Here is a 20,365-nt window from a genome sequence, read left to right as displayed (position 1 = left end):
AGATTTGCTTTTAATGTTGCCCATTTTAGATGTGCTGCAAACTAATTTTCCAGATTTGAGCTGGTTGGTTAATAACCTTTATTAAATCTGTGTCGAATGAAAATCTTTAGACACATTACTTTGGTGAATTGTTTTGATATTAAATAGGATGCTATACTTATTGTGTGGGACATACATATGCTTACAACAATGAGTCTTTTGATCTCTAAATGATCTCTGTACAATGCTTAACCACTCCGACACCTATAACTTTTTGTTGATAAATTGGTCTGCTACGCATTATTTTTCGTTAGCAACGATTCATTTTATTAATGGTGATTTAACCGTTTTAGGCATGTGGTAAAATATCTAAAAATATAAAATGGCTAGTTAAATGAAACGTTGGTATTTGCTTTACTGTAAGCGTGGTGATCAAAAACGCGCTCAGCAGCACTTAGAGAATCAGGGGGTAGAGTGCTTTTACCCTCAAATAGAAGTCAAAAAGGTGGTGAGAGGGAAAGAAAAGCAGGTCAAAGAACCGCTGTTTCCGTCTTACATCTTTGTTCGCTTCGATTATGAGCAAGGTCCTAGCTTCACGACCGTTCGTTCAACACGTGGCGTTGTGGACTTTATTAAGTTCGGTTCACTGCCGCACGAGGTCCAAGGAGACTTGGTGTTTGAACTTAAAGAGTTTGAGAAGTGCTGCAGTAACGAAGTGGAAGATTGTTGTGTTGAGTTTGAATCTGGACAGGTAGTTAAGATTCAGAGTGGCCAATTTGCTGGGGTTGAAGCTATTTTCGATCAGAAAGACGGTGAGGCTCGATCGATTATGCTGGTGAAAATGATCAGCCAAGTCGTTCCAATCAGTATTGAGAACAAAGCACTACAAGCTCGCGCATAACTGCAGTAATAAAAATAGGCTTAAAACAAAAGGCGCATAATGCGCCTTTTTTAGTCTTTAGGATTTGTTCAAAACGCTCTAAGCGTTGTAAGCATCGTTGTGAACGGCTTGTACTGCACGGCCTGATGGGTCGACACAGTTTTTGAATGACTCATCCCACTCAATCGCTTTCGCTGATGAACAAGCAACTGAAGGACCACCAGGTACACACTCTGCCGCAGATTCTAGAGGGAATAGCTCCTCAAAGATTTCACGGTAAGCATAACCTTCTTTGGTTGTGGGCGTGTTGTAAGGGAAACGGAACTTAGCAGCTTCCATTTGTTGATCCGTTACTTTTGCTTCAGCCGTTGCTTTCAATGTATCAATCCAATCGTAGCCAACACCATCAGAGAACTGCTCTTTTTGACGCCATGCGATTGAATCTGGTAGGTAGTCTTCAAAACACTCACGCAGGATGTGTTTCTCCATTTTACCGTTACCACACATCTTATCTTCAGGGTTTAGACGCATTGCGACATCGATGAACTCTTTATCCAAGAATGGTACACGGCCTTCAACACCCCATGCCGCTAGTGATTTGTTTGCACGAGCACAGTCGAACATGCTTAGAGCAAGTAGCTTACGTACTGTCTCTTCGTGGAACTCTTTCGCGTTTGGAGCTTTATGGAAGTACAGGTAACCACCAAAGATCTCATCAGCACCTTCGCCAGACAATACCATTTTGATACCCATTGCTTTGATCTTACGAGCAAGCAAGTACATTGGCGTTGATGCACGAATCGTCGTTACATCGTAAGTCTCGATGTGGTAGATAACATCGCGGATGGCATCTAAGCCTTCCTGAATAGTGTAAGTCATCTCGTGGTGCACGGTACCGATCTTGTCCGCAACTTCACGAGCAGCGATAAGATCTGGTGCGCCTTCAAGGCCAACAGCGAATGAGTGCAGTTGTGGCCACCAAGCTTCAGATTGCTCATCATCTTCGATACGCATTGCCGCAAAGCGTTTAGCGACCGCTGAAGTAATTGATGAATCAAGGCCACCAGATAGAAGTACACCGTAAGGAACGTCAGTCATTAGTTGGCGTTTAACAGCTGCTTCTAGTGCTTCAGTCAGTTCTTCTTTGCTTGTGCTGTTGCCTTGTACCGCAGCGTACTCGTTCCAATCGCGGATGTAGTAGCGTTGAGGTTCCGCATCTTTCGAAGAGTAGAAGCTACCAGGAGGGAATTCACTGATCGTCTTACATACTTCAACCAATGCTTTCATCTCTGAAGCAACGTAGTAGTTACCGTGCTCATCGTAACCTTGGTAAAGCGGGATGATACCAATATGGTCGCGGCCCACTAGGTATTCGTCTTTCTCTTCATCGTATAAAACGAAGGCGAAAATACCGTTAAGCTCTTCTAGAAGGTCTGCACCCATCTCTTGGTATAGCGCTAGGATAACTTCACAGTCAGAATCAGTCTGGAACTGGTACTTATCTTCATAGCGTGCGCGAAGTTCTTTGTGGTTATAAATTTCACCGTTCACTGCAAGAATGTGCTTTTTGTCTTGGCTGTATAGTGGTTGAGCACCACTGTTCAAGCCAACAATAGCAAGACGTTCATGAGCAAGGATTGCTTTTTCACCAGCATAGATACCAGACCAGTCCGGACCACGGTGACGAAGCTTCTTAGACATTTCTAAAGCAATAGGGCGAAGTGCTGCGGCATCACTTTTAATGTCGAGAATGCCAAATACTGAACACATAGAACTTCCTTTTAAATAATTTCCAAATCAACTGCATTCAATTTGCCATTCTGGCTAAAAAAAGCAACCGGATGTGAGCAAAAAAATAATATAAAGGGTGTTCTGTTAGAAAATATCTAATTTTTATGTGCTTTTGGTGTGTGATGTTTAATTGCGGTTGGTTTTTTAAACAAAAACCTCTCAAAAGTGCGAAAAATAGTCAGTTTTGAGAGGTTTAGTTGAACACGGTCTAATACTAGATTTTATTGATATTTGGATTTAACTGTTCGCAAACGTGGCGAGCAAAACCACTACCAGCCTCGCTGTAAATGTTAAATGCCGCATCAACGCCATTCTCTTTCAGTGTTTCGAGTTGATCTGGATATTCAGCAATAGCCGCAATTTGGCCTTTAAAGTTACGTGACTTCAATTGCTCTAAAGCGGTTTGATTACCTTGGTGGTGAGGCATAGCCAGGATCACTAGCTTTACGTTTGCTGTATCTAGAATTCGTTCCCAGAAATCCGGGTCAGTCGCGTCACCAGAGATCACGTTCCTGCCATGGCTTCTGTGATTGTGCGCGGCTTCTTCGCGAACTTCAACACCTAGGCTGACTTTGCCATAGCGAGTGCGTAATTCGTCATAAGCACCAGTACCAATTCGTCCCATACCAAGAATCAGCACTTGGGCCCGACCTGGGTCAATTCGCTTATCACGTCGGTGAAGCTTTTCTGACGCATGCTCTTTTAGCCATTTACCTGACTGCTGATAAAGCTTGTGACCAGCTCGGTTTAAAGGTGCTGCGATTAAGAACGACAGTGAAACAGCAATTGCCACAGCCACCAAGATGTCACCTGACATCCAGCCCATCTTGAAGGCGAGACCACCAACGATGAGGCCAAACTCGCTATAGTTAAACAGTGATAGCGAGGCAAGTAGAGACGTTCGAACACGGAACTTGAAGCGGTTGAGTACCAAGAAGTAGAGAACACCTTTCACTGGCAGCATCAGCAAGAACAAGATTGCGAGCATAAAGCCTTGAATGGTTGGTTGCTCTGACAAACCAATGTTCAAGAAGAAACAGACAAGGAAAAGTTCTTTAAGGTTAAACAGCGACTTTGATAATTCTGAGGCTTTTGGGTGGCCAGCAAGTAACATACCTAAAACAAGAGCCCCCAAGTCTGGTTTCACACCAACCAAATGGAATAAACCAGCACCGACGACTAATGCGAAGAAGATGCCGGAAAGAACCAGCATCTCACCGTGACCAACCCAATCGAGCACTTTGTAGAACAGTGGGCGTAATAAGGGTAGGGCAAACAGAGCAATCGCATACCACTCAGGTATTTTGCCCGTAGAAGCCGTTAAGAATACTACGGCGAAGATATCCTGCATGACCAAGATACCAATCGCTAACGTTCCGTAGGTCGCATTCATTTCGCCTTTCTCTTGCAGAGTCTTAACCGCAAATACGGTACTAGAGAATGAAAGAGCAAAACCGAGCAGAACGATCTGTTCTACCGACATGGCAGCTAGCGATGAAATACCTAAGAACTTAAAGCCAAACAGGGCGACGGCGAAAAACAGAGTGGATAAAAGGTTGTGGATTGTCGCGCCAGCCCAGATCTCTTTAGAGAGTAGGGTTTTGATATCGAGCTTTAAGCCGATAGTAAATAGAAGCAGCGTGACACCAAGGTCAGCTAAAGTAATGATGGTGTCATTGGTTTCAAAGCCAAAGGCAAAAAGCCCAAAGCCTGCAACCAAAAAACCAACTAATGGGGGAAGGTGACACTTTAAAGCAATAAATCCTGCGATAAACGCAGTGGATATTAATATAAGTTCCATAACTTGTTGTTGTAGTTCCCTAGCTTAAAAAAACGGGCCGTGTTTATACAAACACGGCCCGCGGAAAATCAGAATTGTTTTTCTCTAGTCTTCGAGAAGCTTCTGCAGTAACACGCCGTTGAGCATAGCGCGCTTAATCATGGCAAAAGCTCCCATCGTAGGATGTTTATCGATCTGTGATGCTACAATAGGCAAGCCGCTATGGAAAGTCGTTAACGACTGATTCTCTACATTGCGCTTAATTGCAGGGAAAACAATCTCTTGTGCCTTGGTAATATCACCAGCAATGATCACTTTTTGAGGGTTAAATAAGTTAATCGTCATCGCGATAGCCTTACCTAACTGGTTTCCTACTCGAACTAAGCTTTGCTTGGCTAGCTCATCACCATTAATCGCGTGGTCACAAACATCTTGAATCGTAATATGCTCAAGCTCTGTTAAAGAAGACTCATAGCCTTGTTTAATCAGCTTCTGCACGCGTTCAACGATAGCTGGGTTTGCCGCTACGGTTTCAAGACAGCCGAAGTTACCACATTGGCATTGCTCGCCTAGCGGATCAATTTGGATATGACCAATTTCACCCACATTACGGTTATGACCTAGGAACACCTGGCCATTAACGATAATACCTGCACCTGTACCACGGTGAACACTGACCAAAATAGAATCTTGGCTGTCTTTACTTGCACCGAAGTAGTGCTCTGCAAGCGCCATTCCGCGAACATCGTTACCCACAAAACAAGCGACATGGAATGTGTCGCGAATAATGTCACTTAAAGCCAGGTTATCAATATCCGTGTTTGGCATGTACTCAACAACACCAGTCGTTGGGTTAACCAAGCCTGGAAGTGTGACACCAATAGCAATCAGCTGATCGATCTTTGGTTGGTGTTCAGCAATGAAAGCCTTCAAATTATTAACCAAGCCTTGGGTAAGGTCTGACTGGTCTGAATAATTCAGGTCTTGCTGTTGGAAAGCCAACTCACGACCGCCAAGGTCATGAAGGCTTATTTGAATGTAGTCTCGACCTAAACGCACAGCGACAGAATGAAAAGGTTCTACTTCTGTGGTTAGGGAGATAGCGCGTCTACCGCCAGTAGACGCTTGCTGCGCAACCTCTTTAATTAGGCCGCGCTCTAAAAGTTGGCGGGTAATTTTTGTAACACTTGCCGGTGCGAGTTGGCTTACATCAGCCACTTGTATACGACTGATAGGCCCTTGTTGGTCTATAAGTCGGTATACCGCCGCACTGTTTAGTTGTTTAACTAAGTCTACGTTACCTATTTGTCCGCCATTCATACTTAATTGTGCTCGTATTGTCCGTTAACAACAGTCGCTTTAACGTTAAAGTCTCGGTCAAATACAGCTAGGTTTGCAACCATGCCTTTTTTGATTCGACCTAGCTTGCTTTCTACACCGATAGCCGTAGCTGGGTATAGCGTAGCCATGCGAAGAGCTTCGTCTAAAGCGATACCAGCGTGCTCAACTGTATTCTGAACTGCTTCAATCATAGTCAGAGCTGAGCCGCCCAGTGTGCCGTTTTCATCAACACACTTACCATCACGGTAATATACTTTCTTACCGACAAAAATAAAGTATTCCATGTCAGCACCTGCAGGAGCTGTGGCATCCGTCACTAATACCAACTTTTCTCCCTTGATTTTATGCGCAATTCTGATGTTTGCGTAATCAACGTGGAAACCGTCGGCAATGATCCCAGCGTAAACCTCTGGTGTGTCGTAAATCGCGCCTACAACGCCCGGTTCACGACCGACCATAGGGGTCATTGCATTGAATAGGTGAGTAGCGAACGTGATACCAGATTCAAAACCTTGGCGTGCTTCTGCGTAAGTTGCGTTGGTGTGGCCGATAGAAACCACAACGCCAGCTTTGTGCAGGCGTTCAATGTGTTCAGGGTCGTTTAACTCTGGAGCTAATGTAACTTTTGCAACAAGGTCACTGTTGCCACAGATAAGCTCAATCATTTCGTTGTCAGACTTACGAATGTGATCGACGCTATGGATGCCTTTTTTCGCAACGTTCAAGTACGGACCTTCTAGGTGCAGACCTAAAGATTGGTTTTGGTACTGGTTGTGGTACTCACGAGCTGCCGTAATAACCGCACGCATATCTTCGTCTGAAGAGGTGATAAGCGTTGGTAAGAAGCTAGTACAGCCAGATTTCAGATTTGCTTTGTGCATGATCTGCATGGTTTCTGCAGTGATCTCATCGTTAAGCATTACACCGCCACAACCGTTCAGTTGTAGGTCAATGAAACCTGGACTTAGGTTTGCTCCGTCTAGGTCGCGAACCTCGATTCCCTCTGGCAATTCAGAGATAGGACAGACTTTTTTGATCAGTTCGTTTTCGATTACAACAGCATGATCGGTTAGAACATCACTACCAGTGTAAATTTTACAGTTACTTAGCGCGTACATAGTCAGCTAATCCTTATTTCGTGAGATCTTTTAAATTCGTTCGTTACCTAAATGTGGACTTAGTTTGCGAGCATCATTTACGTAACGATTTATCTTTTATGGGCAAACGGCTTCAAAACGGGAATCGATTTAAGTTGTTGAAAAATATATGAACAATTGATTGTTATTATACATTTAGGTTCATCGATAATGATTATTCACGGTGCTCTATAAGCCCGGAGATACCATCTTTTTGCCTAATGATTAGATTTGGATTTTATCCATAAATGTTCATTTTTTTGAATGATAAAATAAGTTTTATGATCTCGCTAGCAAAAACCTCTGGATTTGGTAAAAACTGGTGATTAGGATCACAAATGGTAAGGTTTTAATTTGCGGAGCAAAATTAATTGAATACACTGAATAGGACTAAATTGAGCGACTAAAATAAGTTTCTCAAACGAATTCTAAAAAATCCTATAGGGGGAAACAACTGGTGAATATTCTAGGATATGCACAGAAGCTTGGTAAGGCGTTAATGCTACCAATCGCAACGCTTCCGATTGCGGCGCTTCTTTTACGTTTAGGTCAAGGCGATCTACTTGATATTCCATTCATGGCGCAAGCTGGTGGTGCTATCTTCGGTAACCTACCATTGCTCTTTGGTCTAGGTATCGCGATTGGTCTTTCTAAAGACGGTAACGGCGCAGCAGGTCTTGCTGGTGCAGTTGCTTACTTCGTACTAACTGCTACAGCAACGACAATTAACGCAGACGTTAACATGTCATTCTTCGGCGGTATCTTCGCAGGTATCATCGCAGGTCACTCTTACAACGCTTTCCACGCGACACGCCTTCCTGAATGGCTGGCTTTCTTTGCGGGTAAACGTTTAGTACCTATCATGGCCGGTCTATTCGCACTTGTTGCAGGTGCTGTGTCTGGTGTGGTATGGCCTGGTGTTCAATCTGGTCTAGACGCACTTGCTCATGCAGTATCAACGTCTGGCGCTATCGGCCAATTCGTTTACGGTACTCTTAACCGTGCACTTATCCCTGTAGGTCTACACCACGTATTGAACTCATACTTCTGGTTCGGTATGGGTACATGTCAAGAAATCATCGTTGCTGGTCAAGGCGCATTCGCTAACATCACTCAACTTTGTGTTGACCCAGCACTTGCTAAAACTCTAGTTGTTGGCCAAGAGCACACATTCACATTCGCTAACTCTGTAACTCCAGAAATCACTACTGTAGTTAAAGAAGTGACTGAAACTGTTAAATCTGGTGACCTACACCGTTTCTTCGGCGGCGATAAAGGCGCTGGCGTATTCATGAACGGTTTCTTCCCAGTAATGATGTTCGGTCTACCAGGTGCTGCACTTGCAATGTACCTAGCTGCTCCTGCTGAAAAACGTAGCCAAGTTGGTGGCGCACTATTCTCAGTTGCATTCTGTTCATTCCTAACAGGTATCACAGAGCCGCTAGAATTCATGTTCGTATTCCTAGCTCCTGCTCTATACGCAATGCACGCTGTATTTACAGGTCTGTCTCTAGTAGTTGCTAACATGTTTGGTACTCTGCACGGTTTCGGTTTCTCTGCTGGTCTTATCGACTTCGTATTGAACTGGGGTCTAGCAACTAAACCATTCGTACTACTACTAATCGGTCTTGGCTTCGGTGCTCTATACTTCTTCACTTTCTCTTTCGCAATCCGCGCTTTCAACTTGAAATCGCCAGGTCGTGAAGATGATGACGAAGCTGTTGCTGCTCCTGCTGGCGACGCACCAAAGGGCGACCTTGCACGTCAATACCTGAAAGCTCTAGGTGGTCACGACAACCTAACTTCAATCGACGCTTGTATCACTCGTCTACGTCTAACTCTTAAAGACCGCTCTGTTGCAGATGAAGTTGTTCTTAAGAAACTAGGTGCTAAAGGTGTGGTTAAACTAGGTGAAAACAACCTACAGGTTATCCTAGGCCCACTAGCTGAAATCGTAGCTGGCGAAATGAAAGCTATCGGTGCAGGTGAAGACCTATCTGATGTAAAACTTCCATAGTAAGGGAAGTACTTAATTAAGATGTAAAGTTACTCTTAAGTAAGTGTCAAATTGAAAGCCTCCCACATGGGAGGCTTTTTTGTGCCTGCAGTTTAAGACCAGCGAACACGGTTCGTTCTATTCTTCATCGAATAGCAGAAATAATCGCAATTAACGGACGGTTCTTATTGTGCAAAGGCTAAGAATTGTGGATGATTAGCAACAATGATCTTTCTATCTTTGACTGGCGCTATAAGCGACCGTTTTCTTGGGGACGAAAGATAACTTTCTCTGACAATACTAAATACATAGAGGTGCTATAGATGAGTGAAGCTGAGGCTCGTCCATCGAATTTCATTCGCCAAATTATTGATAAAGATTTAGCGGATGGTACACACAGTAGCGTGCATACTCGTTTCCCGCCGGAGCCAAATGGCTACCTGCACATTGGTCACGCTAAATCTATTTGCTTGAACTTTGGTATTGCTCAGGACTACCAGGGACAATGTAATCTTCGTTTCGATGATACAAACCCTGAAAAAGAAGACGTTGAATACGTTGAGTCAATTAAGAATGATGTAAGCTGGTTAGGCTTCGAATGGTCTGGTGATATTTGTTACTCATCAAACTACTTCGATACGCTTTACGCTTATGCTGTGGAATTAATTAATAAAGGCTTAGCGTATGTTGACGAGCTAAGTCCTGATCAAATCCGTGAGTACCGTGGCACACTAAAAGAGCCAGGTAAAGCGAGCCCATACCGTGACCGCAGCCCTGAAGAGAACCTTGCGTTGTTTGAAAAAATGCGTGACGGTGGCTTCGAAGAAGGTAAAGCGTGTCTACGTGCTAAGATCGACATGAGCTCTTCGTTCATGGTTATGCGCGATCCTGTTATCTACCGTGTTCGTTTTGCTCACCACCATCAAACGGCTGACAAGTGGTGCATTTACCCAATGTACGACTTTACTCACTGTATCTCTGATGCGCTGGAAGGTATTACGCACTCTATCTGTACGCTTGAGTTCCAAGATAACCGTCGTTTGTACGATTGGGTTCTAGATAACATCACGATTGATTGCCAACCTCGTCAGTACGAGTTTAGCCGCCTAAATCTTGAATACACAGTGATGTCTAAGCGTAAGCTGAACCAACTTGTGGTTGAAAACCTAGTTCAAGGTTGGGATGACCCACGTATGCCTACTATTTCTGGCCTACGTCGTCGTGGTTTTACTTCAAGCTCGATTCGTGAATTCTGTAAGCGTATTGGTGTGACTAAGCAAGAGAACATGATTGAGTTCGGTTCACTTGAATCTTGCATCCGTGATGATCTGAACGAAAATGCACCTCGTGCAATGGCTGTTCTGGATCCAGTTAAGATCGTTATCGAAAACTACGAAGCAGATACAGTAGAAACGCTAACGGTTGCAAACCACCCGAACAAGCCAGAAATGGGTACTCGTGAAGTTCCATTTACACGCGAAGTTTGGATTGAACGTGACGACTTCCGTGAAGAAGCAAACAAGAAGTACAAGCGTTTGGTTCTAGGTAAAGAAGTTCGCCTGCGTGGTGCTTACGTGATCAAAGCTGAACGTATCGAAAAAGATGCAGAAGGCAACATTACGACTATCTTCTGTTCTTACGACAATGAAACATTGGGTAAGAACCCTGCAGATGGCCGCAAAGTGAAAGGCGTTATCCACTGGGTATCTGCTGATAAAGCATTACCTGCTGAGATTCGTTTGTACGATCGTCTATTCACAGTGCCAAACCCAGCCGCTGCTGATGACTTCGCTGCAACGCTAAACCCTGAATCACTTGTTACGCTAAATGGTTTTGTTGAACCTAGCTTAGCAGAAGGTGTGGCAGAACAAGCGTACCAATTTGAACGTACAGGTTACTTCTGTGTGGATTCGAAAGACTCTAAAGCAGACGCACTAGTCTTCAACCGTACGGTTGGTCTACGTGACACTTGGGGTAAAACTGAAGCTTAATGCTTGAGTGCTTAGTTTGTTAAAAGCGACCCAATAAAAAACCGGCTTAGAGCCGGTTTTTTTGTGTCTGAATAATATGGGATAAGTATCGGAGATCGTACTTATGTAGGGCCATATAAAAAACGCCGGCCTAAGCCAGCGTTCTGTATTACTTCTTCGCTTTATGCGCGTCTGGATTGCCTTTGCAATCTCCGCTAATGCTTTTTCCGTACAAGTACAAACTGTGGTTTGTTAGTTGCACGTTGTAACGCTGAGCAATCTCTTTCTGTCTTTCTTCGATAAGATCATCAGAGAATTCGATCACTTCGCCACAATCTAAACATACAAGGTGGTCGTGGTGGTGCTGTGTAGAAAGTTCAAATACAGACTTGCCGCCTTCGAAGTGGTGACGAGTTACAATGCCAGCGTCATCGAATTGGTTAAGTACTCGATAAACGGTTGCAAGACCGATTTCTTCACCTAGGTCGATCAGCTTCTTATATAAATCTTCAGCACTAATATGTTGGCAGTCTGGCTGTTGTAATACTTCTAAAATTTTGAGCCGTGGAAGGGTCACTTTAAGACCTGCATCTTTTAGCGCTTGATTATTGTCTGACATATACTTTCCTGTTGATGATCTGCAGCAATTAACAGAATTCAATATTAATACCATTATAGTTTAGTCAGGCATAACAATAAACCACGAACTTCAAAGGGTTACTTACTGACATCACAATCTGTTTTGTAAATTGGAAGTATCTCACTTATAGTGGAGGTACGACCAGTCAAGGTGACGGTGTTTCTGATATGAACATGGAATGTTGTTATGAATAAGCAACTCGCAAAAATATATAAACCCAACATTGTAAAATTTGCTCTTAATATTTGGCCTCCCTTTTGGGGAGCGGGTATTCGAATAGCCCACATTAGCGCTGACTTTAGGGTTGTTAAGACAGTACTTAAACTACGCTGGTGGAATAAGAACGCCAATCGTACTCAATATGGCGGCAGTATCTTTTCTCTTACCGATCCCGTTTACTCATTGATGTTAATGGGAATTTTAGGTGAGCGATATTATGTTTGGGATAAAGAAGCGAGCATTAACTTCATCAAGCCGGGGCAATCGGACTTGTATGCAGATTTTGAGATAAGCCAAGGGCAGCTTGATGATATCTATCGTCAGACACAGCTCGGTGAAAAGTGTTTCCCCGAATTTATTATCCACGTGAAAGATAAGCAGGGTAATGTGGTTTCTGAAATTCAACGCACCCTCTATGTAAGAAAGAAGCCGCAATTTAGAGATGACGATGAAGCATTAGAAGCTGAGTGCTAATTAATAGATTTTAAATAGCAAAAAACCTCCCATAAGGAGGTTTTTTCATATCTACATAATGGTTATTAATTGTAACAATTAACAACCACTAGAGAATTAGTCTTCTAGCTCTGCTAGGCACATCTCTTCGTGGATTTGTTTAACCCAGTTAGATACTCGCTCATCAGTTAGCTCAGGTTGACGGTCTTCATCGATACATAGACCAACGAATTGGCTGTCATCGCCTTCAACTAAACCTTTCGATGCTTCGAATTCGTAGCCTTCAGTTGATGTGTGACCTAGGATAGTACCGCCTTTCGCTTCAACGATGTCACGGATAGTACCCATAGCATCACAGAAGTATTCTGCGTAATCTTCTTGGTCGCCACAACCAAAGATAGCAACAAGCTTAGTTGAGAAATCAATAGCTTCTAGCTCTGGGAAAAAGTCATCCCAATCACATTGTGCTTCGCCGTAGTACCACGTAGGGATACCAAGCAGCAGTAGATCGAAGTTATCGATATCTTCTTTGCTGCTTTTTGCAATGTCTTGAACGTGAACGAGCTGTTTGCTCAATTGCTTTTGAATCATCTTAGCAACAGCTTCAGTGTTACCTGTATCGCTACCAAAGAAGAGACCTACACTTGCCATAGAATCATTACCTTTCATTTTGTCTGTTGTCGGTGTAATAAAGTTCGGAAGAGAATCGTTAGATCCCAGTTCCTTCCCAGCTTAGTTGGATTATCCCTTTGGCGATAAAACCCGCACAGCCAAGGAAAAGTACTAACCATACGATGCGACGACCAAATGGAGGAACATTTCCCTGCTTGAGAACGTCCTTAATTGCCATACCGATTAAAAAGAAAATCGCGGCAAACAGGAGATCTAAACCAACAGATTCGATGATGTTCATGTAGTCGTAAAGCATGGGAACCTTATATACCAATTTTGCTTGGGCGCACTATATCACTGTTGTGAGATAAAGTTAATCTGCAGTAATTACACAGCTCTCATTTATCTGCACGAAAAAGTGCAGTTAAGCGATGAATTTTCTAATTGCTCGAAGTACTTCTGCTGGTTTTTCAGCATGCAGCCAGTGACCGGTGTTGGCAATGACGTGCGCTTTTGCATTAGAAAATTGCTGTTGAACGGCTGCTTGATGTTCTGCGGTGAGGTAATCAGAATCCCCACCTTTTATGAATAAGGTTTTGACCGAGGTTTTCTCGAACGGTTCCCAGCCAATGATGTGCGCGTAATTAGCTAGCAGTGATGCGACGTTAAAGCGCCACTCCATAATGCCTTGCTCTGTTTTGAACAAAGATTTGGTCAAAAACTGGCGAACGCCATCGATCTCGATATGTTTTGCGAGAACCTTGAGTGCGTCTGAGCGTGAAGTCGGTTTTTCTTCTATCACGGCTTGTAGGCCTGCGAATACGTTGTCGTGGCGACTTTGAGTGTACGCGACTGGCGCCATATCCAAGACAATCAATTTATGCAGCGCAAGATGCTGTGTCAGTGCCATCGCTACTTTGCCACCCATCGAGTGACCAATCACAGTGACGCCTTCTAACTTAAGATCATGCAGCAGTTGAGCCACGTCTTGTGCCATCGCTTGATAGTTATGAGTGTCACTATGGAAAGATTGACCGTGGTTGCGGAGATCGATACTAAGTACCTGATGATCGGCTTTTAGATCCCTAGCGAGCAAGCCAAGGTTGTCCAGATTACCGAATAATCCATGGATCAAAACAATGGTGTGACCCTCACCTTCAATTTTATAGTTGAGCTGTACTGACATTTTTATCTTATTCATGGTGGGTTTGACGTAGAGTATCCGCGCGGATCTCGCTATAATCCCCCAGAGTTTAAACATTGAGATTGTGAAAAGCGAATGAAAACAATTGAGGTTGATGAGGACCTATACCGTTTTATTGCGGGTCAGACAGAACGTATTGGCGAAAGCGCTTCAGATATTCTGCGCCGCTTGTTACAGGTTGATAGCCAAGGCATGGCTCCGATCGAAGAGATCGTTGAGCCAAAAGGTATCGTTGTTAGCAAAGAGGTAGGCTTTACTCCAGAGAAGTTCGATGGCGTTAAAGAAATGCGCTCACTACTAATATCAGATGAGTTTGCATCACTAAAGAAAGCCATTGATCGTTTCATGCTTGTGTTATCAACACTGCATAAAATCGACCCTTTAAGCTTTTCAGAAGCAACTCAAGTAAAAGGCCGTAAGCGCGTTTACTTTGCAGATAACGAAGCGACGTTGCTAGCAAACGGCAACACGACTAAGCCTAAAGCTATTCCACAAAGTCCTTTTTGGGTTATTACTAATAACAATACAAGCCGAAAAAGACAGATGGTTGAGCAGCTTATGAGCCGCATGAATTTCCAAGCAGAATTGATAGAAAAAGTAACAGGTTCAATTTAACGAAATCTGATTTAAACCTCATAATATCCATGGATAAGAAGATATTATGAGGTTTTTTTGTTTTTAAATTTTATATATAAGGATGTCGAAAAATGGCTATGCACCCTCGTGCTGGGCAGAAAGCTCAGCAGGAAGATCTTCATAATATCCCGGCTTTAGTTGCTAACTATTTCTTACAGCAACCGGATGCTACGAACCCAGATCATAAAGTACTTTTCGGTACTTCAGGTCACCGCGGTACAGCAGACAAATCAACATTTAACGAAAACCACATTCTAGCAATTGCACAAGCGGTTGCTGAAGTTCGTGCCGAGCAAGGTACAACTGGCCCTCTTTTCTTAGGGAAAGATACTCACGCTCTATCTGAGCCTGCGTTCTCTACGGTTATCGAAGTGCTTGTAGCGAACGGTGTTGAAGTTATTATTCAAGAAAACAACGGCTTTACTCCAACACCTGGTATCTCGCACGCGATTCTTACGCACAACCTAGTGAATGACAAAAAAGCCGACGGCATTGTTATCACGCCTTCACATAACCCACCTCAAGACGGCGGTATTAAATACAACCCGACACACGGTGGCCCAGCTGAAGCTGAACTGACTCAAGCGATTGAAGACCGTGCGAACGTGATCATTGCTGAGCAAATGCAAGGTGTTAAGCGTACGCCTATCGCACAGGCTAAACAGTCTGAGCTAGTAAAAGAAGTTGACCTAGTCGCGCCATACGTCGCTGATTTGGTTAACGTCGTGGATATGGAAGCGATCCAGAAAGCAAACATTAAGATTGGTGTTGATCCACTGGGTGGCAGCGGTATTGATTACTGGCGTCAAATTGGTAAAGCGTACAATCTAGATCTTACTCTGGTAAGTGAAGCGGTTGACCCTTCATTCCAATTCATGTCTCTAGATAAAGATGGCGTAGTTCGTATGGACTGTTCTTCTCCATACGCAATGGCAGGCTTACTGGCGCTTAAAGACGAGTACGCTCTAGCATTTGGTAACGACCCAGATTACGATCGCCACGGTATCGTGACACCTAAAGGTTTGATGAATCCAAACCACTTCTTAGCGGTTTGTATTGATTACCTATACCGTAACCGTGAAGGTTGGGGTAAAGACGTTGCTGTTGGTAAGACACTAGTATCAAGTGCATTAATCGATCGCGTAGTTTCTGACTTAGGTCGCGAACTTTGTGAAGTGCCAGTTGGTTTCAAATGGTTCGTTGATGGCTTATACAACGGCCAGTTTGGTTTTGGTGGCGAAGAGAGCGCAGGTGCTTCTTTCCTACGTAAAGACGGTACGCCTTGGTCAACAGATAAAGATGGCCTGATTCTTTGTCTACTTGCGGCTGAGATCACTGCTGTAACAGGTAAGAACCCACAAGAATACTACGAAGAACTTGCCGCTAAACACGGTGAATCTAAGTACAACCGTATTCAAGCGGTAGCAAATGGTGCACAGAAAGACGTGCTGAAGAAACTATCTCCAGAGATGGTTTCTGCTGAGACGTTGGCTGGTGATGCAATTACTGCACGCCTAACACACGCTCCAGGTAATGGCGCTGCGATTGGTGGCCTGAAAGTGACAACTGAAAACGGTTGGTTTGCTGCGCGTCCATCAGGTACTGAAGACATCTACAAGATCTACTGTGAAAGCTTTAAAGGTGAAGAGCACCTGAAAGCAATTGAAGCAGAAGCTCAAGAGATTGTGAACCAAGTATTTGCAGCGGCTGGCCTATAATCGAATCTCGATTACTAGAGTTGCTACGTAAATAGAAGAAGGGTTGATGTGAAAGCATCAGCCCTTTTTATTTGTGTTGATTTTGTATAAGCGGGAAAGGTAACTGAGTTAGCTCAAACGACTAACCGTGTGGCCAACTTTGTGGCATCACAAACCAGAATTGCCCCGACTTTGTTTGCCCATGGACGAAGCGATCACCAAATTCGGTGATAGGTTCACAGGTGAAGTCATCAGTGCCAGCTGCCCATTGCTCTTTGGTGAGTGGATACAGTGGTTCACTGATTAAATGAGCCTGATCTTGATAGCACCAAAAGCCGTTTATTTGGCTTGGGTTAATGTCGTAGCCCAAACATGCAGTAGGTACGTTTTGTTCTAAGAATGGGTTGGTGTACAGACGACCTTGCATCAGTAAGTGCTTTGAGTCGACATCGATCTCTGGATATTGCTCAATAAACGCTGAAGAAGAGGACATTGCCAACTGGTGGCTGAACATCCTGTCGAGTTTCTTATCCAATTGGTCGTGAGAGTTGGGTCCAAACCATGTTTGTTCGTGGAGCAGATAAAACTTAATCGCCACTTCCCAATGTTCCAGCTTTTGGCTGCTCTCTTCTTCAAGAATAAAGTCGATTGCACCAAGAGTTCTGCCTTCCACATTGATCTGAATCTCGTCGTGCTTTATCGAGTAATTCGGTGAGGCAGCGATCACTTGCTCGCATAGATATTGGTAGAGGAAACCTAATCTAGGATTACCATCATAAGTATGTGATGAGTCGATGGCATGGTGGCTAGAGAATGCACTGAGATCCGAAACTGGTGGCTTGATTTCTAGTAATGGCGGTGAGTCGATGACCCATTGGTAAAAACGTTGCAGTGCTGTCATCTCTTCCTCATAAACTCATCGTGGGGCTTTCGACATTCTACCCGTAAATTGATATAACGACGTTATTATAAAGGTAAGCTGGAAAGAAAAATGAATAACTTACAATTAGAAAAGCTACTTAACGAAAAACTGCAGCCACAGCAGATTAAAGATTACTGTCCTAATGGTCTTCAAGTTGAAGGCGCAACAGAAGTGAAGCGAATTGTTACCGGTGTGACAGCTTCTCAAGCCTTAATTGATAAAGCGGTAGAACTGAACGCAGACGCTTTGTTAGTCCATCATGGTTTTTTCTGGAAAGGCGAGTCAGAAGCCATTCGTGGCATGAAGGGCAAGCGCATTCGTACTCTGATTAAAAATGACATCAACCTTTTAGGTTATCACTTGCCGCTTGATATTCATCCTGAGCTTGGTAATAACGCGAAACTGGCGGAGTTACTTGAGATAGAAGTTGAAGGCGGCTTGGAAGGCCATCCACAATCGGTTGCTATGTTTGGTAAATTAAAAACACCAATGACAGGTACTGAATTTGCAGCAAAAATCGATAAAGTTTTGAATCGTAAGCCATTGCATATCGCTCCAGAAAACCAAGACAAAATGATTACGACCGTCGGTTGGTGTACTGGTGGCGGCCAAGATTACATTGAACTTGCAGCTTCTCAAGGTATTGATGCGTTCATCTCTGGTGAAGTTTCAGAGCGCACCACTTATTCAGCACGCGAGCAAGACATTCATTATTTTGCTGCTGGTCACCACGCGACTGAGCGCTACGGTGTAAAAGCGCTAGGTGAATGGTTAGCGAGAGAGCATGGCTTGGATGTTGAGTTTATTGATATCGATAATCCGGTATAAGAGCAGATTCGGGATGAGGGATGTGATGTGATGTGATGTGAGTCGAGTGTATGCGTCATTCTCTAGAATTGAGCAGGAAACCTGTAGAGTTTATCTGCTCGCTTAAGGAGATCCCCAACTCGCTCGTTCCTCGCTCTTGAGGATGACGACATTGTTTCGTTTTATAGGCTCCGTCATTCCCTAGGCTGACGGAGGAAGGAATAGGGAATCTCTTAAGTTTCTTTATAAACTAAATGAGATCCCCAACTCGCTCGTTCCTCGCTCTTGAGGATGACGACATTGTTTCGCTCTATAAGTACCGTCATTCCCTAGACTGACGAAGGAAGGAGTAGGGAATCTCTTAAGGTTCTCTATAAATTAAATGAGATCCCCAAGTCACTCGTCCCTCGTTCTTGAGGATGACGAGTAACTATAAATTTGTATCCTTCGATTAGGCGGGCTAATTAGAACTCTAATGGACTCAACTTAGAGAGTTCATAAGTAATTCGTCATTCCCTAGACTGACGGAGGAAGGAGTAGGGAATCTCTCAAGGTTCTCTATAAACTGATTGAGATCCCCAACTCACTCGTCCCTCGTTCTTGGGGATGACGATATTATTTTATTCGTTCACTTCGCATTCTTGAGGATGACGGGGTTGAGAGCTTACAAAAGAAAAGGGGTTGATGTTCTCACATCAACCCCTTTTAACATTATGATTTATAGAAACTATTCACGTTCGTGAAGTGCTTTAAAGTCACGTTGTTCTTCACCAGTATACAGCTGACGAGGACGACCGATACGGTTCGTCGGATCGCTGTGCATTTCGTTCCAGTGAGCAATCCAACCGATGGTACGAGACATCGCGAAGATTACAGTAAACATAGATACTGGAATACCGATTGCCTTCAGAATGATACCTGAGTAGAAATCTACGTTCGGGTATAGTTTCTTAGAAACAAAGTACTCATCAGAAAGAGCGATACGCTCAAGTTCCATTGCCACGTCTAGTAGTGGATCTTGGATGTTTAGCTCTTTCAGTACTTCGTGACACGCTTCGCGCATTACTGTTGCACGTGGATCGTAGTTCTTGTAAACACGGTGACCGAAGCCCATCAAACGGAATGGGTCATCTTTGTCTTTTGCTTTCGCAACGTATTCTTCAATGTTATCTACGCTACCGATCTCTTCAAGCATGCGCAGACAAGCTTCGTTTGCACCGCCGTGAGCTGGGCCCCAAAGTGATGCGATACCTGCTGCGATACACGCAAACGGGTTAGCACCAGATGAACCAGCAAGACGCACTGTAGACGTAGAAGCGTTCTGTTCGTGGTCAGCGTGTAGAGTAAAGATTTTATCCATTGCACGAGCAACGATAGGGTTCACTTCATACTCTTCACATGGGTTTGCAAACATCATGTGTAAGAAGTTTTCTGCGTAGCCTAGGTCGTTACGTGGGTAGATAAACGGCTGACCGATTGAATATTTGTAACACATTGCAGCCAGTGTTGGCATTTTTGAAATCAGGCGGTATGCCGCAATTTCACGGTGTGTATCGTTGTTGACATCAAGTGAGTCGTGGTAGAACGCCGCTAGAGCGCCTACAACACCACACATTACAGCCATAGGGTGAGCGTCACGACGGAAGCCGTGGAAGAAACTAGCGATTTGCTCATGCACCATAGTGTGACGTGTCACGGTAGTCTTGAACTTTTCGTACTCAGTTCGAGATGGGGCTTCACCGTAAAGAAGTATGTAACATACTTCTAAGTAATCAGCGTTATTGGCAAGTTGGTCAATTGGATAACCACGATGTAAAAGAATGCCTTTTCCACCGTCAATAAAAGTGATTTGAGACTCACAGGATGCAGTGGCAAGAAAACCAGGGTCAAAAGTGAAAAAACCATTAGAACCTAGTGTACGAACATCGATCACTGGAGTACCAAGTACACCTTCTGTAATCGGCAGCTCGATTGGCGCTTGACCTTCAATGTGAAGGGTAGCTTTCTTATCCGCCATAACAATCTCCTTTGTTTATTATTTAATCCGTCCAGGATGTTTATGTGCCATTTTTTTACTGGTCTTACGTGGGAAAGTCAATTTTTCTGAAGCTTTGTGTGCACTTGTTAGTGTTTTTTACATTAAATTCGTTAAAAATCTGGTCTGTGTAGCATTATTTGTTACATCAATTGTATTAGAATGTTGCCAGTCGTATAGTGGCGCTGAAAAGTTTGGTTAAAACCTTATAAATGCAAGGCTAAGAAGAAATGTGAGGTGTCTTTCTTAATCGAGCAGTTAACAATT

At 43.7% G+C, this 20,365-nt stretch carries 17 protein-coding genes; 7 read left to right on the top strand and 10 right to left on the bottom strand.

Features of this window, described 5'->3' with window-relative positions:
- Positions 1-373 precede the first annotated feature (373 nt).
- Positions 374-880, top strand: coding sequence for a transcription/translation regulatory transformer protein RfaH (rfaH, locus tag MSG36_RS04485; RefSeq protein ID WP_065675884.1), 507 nt, complete (start codon positions 374-376; stop codon positions 878-880).
- A gap of 78 nt (positions 881-958) precedes the next feature.
- On the opposite strand, the gene asnB is transcribed toward rfaH, so the two are convergent.
- From asnB to nagA, 4 genes are all read right to left on the bottom strand, one after another.
- Positions 959-2,629: an asparagine synthase B gene (asnB, locus tag MSG36_RS04480; protein WP_017062196.1), complete on the bottom strand. Its 1,671-nt coding sequence runs from the start codon at positions 2,627-2,629 to the stop codon at positions 959-961.
- 235 nt (positions 2,630-2,864) lie between these two features.
- Positions 2,865-4,451, bottom strand: coding sequence for a cation:proton antiporter family protein (locus MSG36_RS04475; RefSeq protein ID WP_065675885.1), 1,587 nt, complete (start codon positions 4,449-4,451; stop codon positions 2,865-2,867).
- Between the two features lie 84 nt (positions 4,452-4,535).
- Positions 4,536-5,750 carry an ROK family protein gene (locus MSG36_RS04470; protein ID WP_017062194.1) on the bottom strand — a complete coding sequence of 405 codons (1,215 nt, stop codon included), beginning with the start codon at positions 5,748-5,750 and terminating at the stop codon, positions 4,536-4,538.
- A 2-nt stretch (positions 5,751-5,752) separates the two neighbouring features.
- Positions 5,753-6,889 (bottom strand): N-acetylglucosamine-6-phosphate deacetylase, encoded by a 1,137-nt coding sequence (nagA, locus tag MSG36_RS04465; protein ID WP_065675886.1) that lies wholly within the window; start codon positions 6,887-6,889, stop codon positions 5,753-5,755.
- Positions 6,890-7,364: 475 nt separating this feature from the next.
- Between nagA and nagE the strand changes: the two genes are divergently transcribed.
- Entirely contained in the window at positions 7,365-8,924 is a 1,560-nt protein-coding gene (gene nagE, locus MSG36_RS04460; protein ID WP_048612171.1) for an N-acetylglucosamine-specific PTS transporter subunit IIBC, read from the top strand.
- Positions 8,925-9,226: 302 nt separating this feature from the next.
- Positions 9,227-10,894 (top strand): glutamine--tRNA ligase, encoded by a 1,668-nt coding sequence (gene glnS / locus MSG36_RS04455; protein WP_017063407.1) that lies wholly within the window; start codon positions 9,227-9,229, stop codon positions 10,892-10,894.
- 148 nt (positions 10,895-11,042) lie between these two features.
- Here the strand turns inward: glnS and fcrX are convergent, their stop codons facing one another.
- Positions 11,043-11,492: a ferric iron uptake transcriptional regulator FcrX gene (gene fcrX / locus MSG36_RS04450; RefSeq protein WP_048612168.1), complete on the bottom strand. Its 450-nt coding sequence runs from the start codon at positions 11,490-11,492 to the stop codon at positions 11,043-11,045.
- Positions 11,493-11,699: 207 nt separating this feature from the next.
- Between fcrX and MSG36_RS04445 the strand changes: the two genes are divergently transcribed.
- Entirely contained in the window at positions 11,700-12,206 is a 507-nt protein-coding gene (locus MSG36_RS04445) for a DUF4442 domain-containing protein (RefSeq protein WP_019820496.1), read from the top strand.
- Positions 12,207-12,302: 96 nt separating this feature from the next.
- Here MSG36_RS04445 and fldA read toward each other — a convergent pair whose 3' ends face one another.
- The 3 genes from fldA to MSG36_RS04430 all read right to left on the bottom strand — a co-directional run bounded on the left by fldA (position 12,303) and on the right by MSG36_RS04430 (position 13,983).
- The gene (gene fldA, locus MSG36_RS04440; protein WP_010436745.1) at positions 12,303-12,836 is read right to left on the bottom strand and encodes a flavodoxin FldA; all 534 of its coding nucleotides are present in this window, start codon (positions 12,834-12,836) and stop codon (positions 12,303-12,305) included.
- A 58-nt stretch (positions 12,837-12,894) separates the two neighbouring features.
- A complete protein-coding gene (locus MSG36_RS04435; protein WP_004737900.1) occupies positions 12,895-13,113 on the bottom strand; it encodes a DUF2788 domain-containing protein in 219 nt (72 codons plus the stop codon).
- Between the two features lie 108 nt (positions 13,114-13,221).
- Positions 13,222-13,983 (bottom strand): alpha/beta fold hydrolase, encoded by a 762-nt coding sequence (locus MSG36_RS04430; protein WP_248366746.1) that lies wholly within the window; start codon positions 13,981-13,983, stop codon positions 13,222-13,224.
- Between the two features lie 93 nt (positions 13,984-14,076).
- On the opposite strand from MSG36_RS04430, the gene seqA reads away from it, so the two are divergent.
- A complete protein-coding gene (gene seqA, locus MSG36_RS04425; RefSeq protein WP_017061953.1) occupies positions 14,077-14,616 on the top strand; it encodes a replication initiation negative regulator SeqA in 540 nt (179 codons plus the stop codon).
- Positions 14,617-14,708: 92 nt separating this feature from the next.
- Entirely contained in the window at positions 14,709-16,355 is a 1,647-nt protein-coding gene (gene pgm / locus MSG36_RS04420; RefSeq protein WP_017061952.1) for a phosphoglucomutase (alpha-D-glucose-1,6-bisphosphate-dependent), read from the top strand.
- Positions 16,356-16,476: 121 nt separating this feature from the next.
- On the opposite strand, the gene MSG36_RS04415 is transcribed toward pgm, so the two are convergent.
- Positions 16,477-17,235, bottom strand: a complete 759-nt coding sequence (locus MSG36_RS04415; RefSeq protein WP_065675889.1) for a DUF1853 family protein — start codon at positions 17,233-17,235, stop codon at positions 16,477-16,479.
- 90 nt (positions 17,236-17,325) lie between these two features.
- Between MSG36_RS04415 and MSG36_RS04410 the strand changes: the two genes are divergently transcribed.
- Positions 17,326-18,084 (top strand): Nif3-like dinuclear metal center hexameric protein, encoded by a 759-nt coding sequence (locus MSG36_RS04410; protein ID WP_065675890.1) that lies wholly within the window; start codon positions 17,326-17,328, stop codon positions 18,082-18,084.
- A gap of 706 nt (positions 18,085-18,790) precedes the next feature.
- Here MSG36_RS04410 and MSG36_RS04405 read toward each other — a convergent pair.
- Positions 18,791-20,080 (bottom strand): citrate synthase, encoded by a 1,290-nt coding sequence (locus MSG36_RS04405; protein WP_048617859.1) that lies wholly within the window; start codon positions 20,078-20,080, stop codon positions 18,791-18,793.
- Positions 20,081-20,365: the final 285 nt, after the last annotated feature.

Source organism: Vibrio sp. 1CM8B (genome assembly GCF_023161685.1).
In the GTDB taxonomy this organism is placed as follows: domain Bacteria; phylum Pseudomonadota; class Gammaproteobacteria; order Enterobacterales; family Vibrionaceae; genus Vibrio; species Vibrio coralliirubri.
The sequence above is the reverse complement of the archived record's forward strand: the minus strand, read 5'-3'. Positions and strand labels throughout refer to the sequence as shown.

Coding starts and splice junctions, on each gene's coding strand:
- rfaH (WP_065675884.1), top strand. CDS start 374: ATGAAACGTTGGTATTTGCTTTACTGTAAGCGTGGTGATCAAAAACGC.
- nagA (WP_065675886.1), bottom strand. CDS start 6,889: ATGTACGCGCTAAGTAACTGTAAAATTTACACTGGTAGTGATGTTCTA.
- asnB (WP_017062196.1), bottom strand. CDS start 2,629: ATGTGTTCAGTATTTGGCATTCTCGACATTAAAAGTGATGCCGCAGCA.
- MSG36_RS04405 (WP_048617859.1), bottom strand. CDS start 20,080: ATGGCGGATAAGAAAGCTACCCTTCACATTGAAGGTCAAGCGCCAATC.
- MSG36_RS04430 (WP_248366746.1), bottom strand. CDS start 13,983: ATGTCAGTACAGCTCAACTATAAAATTGAAGGTGAGGGTCACACCATT.
- fldA (WP_010436745.1), bottom strand. CDS start 12,836: ATGGCAAGTGTAGGTCTCTTCTTTGGTAGCGATACAGGTAACACTGAA.
- MSG36_RS04470 (WP_017062194.1), bottom strand. CDS start 5,750: ATGAATGGCGGACAAATAGGTAACGTAGACTTAGTTAAACAACTAAAC.
- MSG36_RS04475 (WP_065675885.1), bottom strand. CDS start 4,451: ATGGAACTTATATTAATATCCACTGCGTTTATCGCAGGATTTATTGCT.
- MSG36_RS04445 (WP_019820496.1), top strand. CDS start 11,700: ATGAATAAGCAACTCGCAAAAATATATAAACCCAACATTGTAAAATTT.
- glnS (WP_017063407.1), top strand. CDS start 9,227: ATGAGTGAAGCTGAGGCTCGTCCATCGAATTTCATTCGCCAAATTATT.
- fcrX (WP_048612168.1), bottom strand. CDS start 11,492: ATGTCAGACAATAATCAAGCGCTAAAAGATGCAGGTCTTAAAGTGACC.
- seqA (WP_017061953.1), top strand. CDS start 14,077: ATGAAAACAATTGAGGTTGATGAGGACCTATACCGTTTTATTGCGGGT.
- pgm (WP_017061952.1), top strand. CDS start 14,709: ATGGCTATGCACCCTCGTGCTGGGCAGAAAGCTCAGCAGGAAGATCTT.
- MSG36_RS04415 (WP_065675889.1), bottom strand. CDS start 17,235: ATGACAGCACTGCAACGTTTTTACCAATGGGTCATCGACTCACCGCCA.
- MSG36_RS04435 (WP_004737900.1), bottom strand. CDS start 13,113: ATGCTTTACGACTACATGAACATCATCGAATCTGTTGGTTTAGATCTC.
- MSG36_RS04410 (WP_065675890.1), top strand. CDS start 17,326: ATGAATAACTTACAATTAGAAAAGCTACTTAACGAAAAACTGCAGCCA.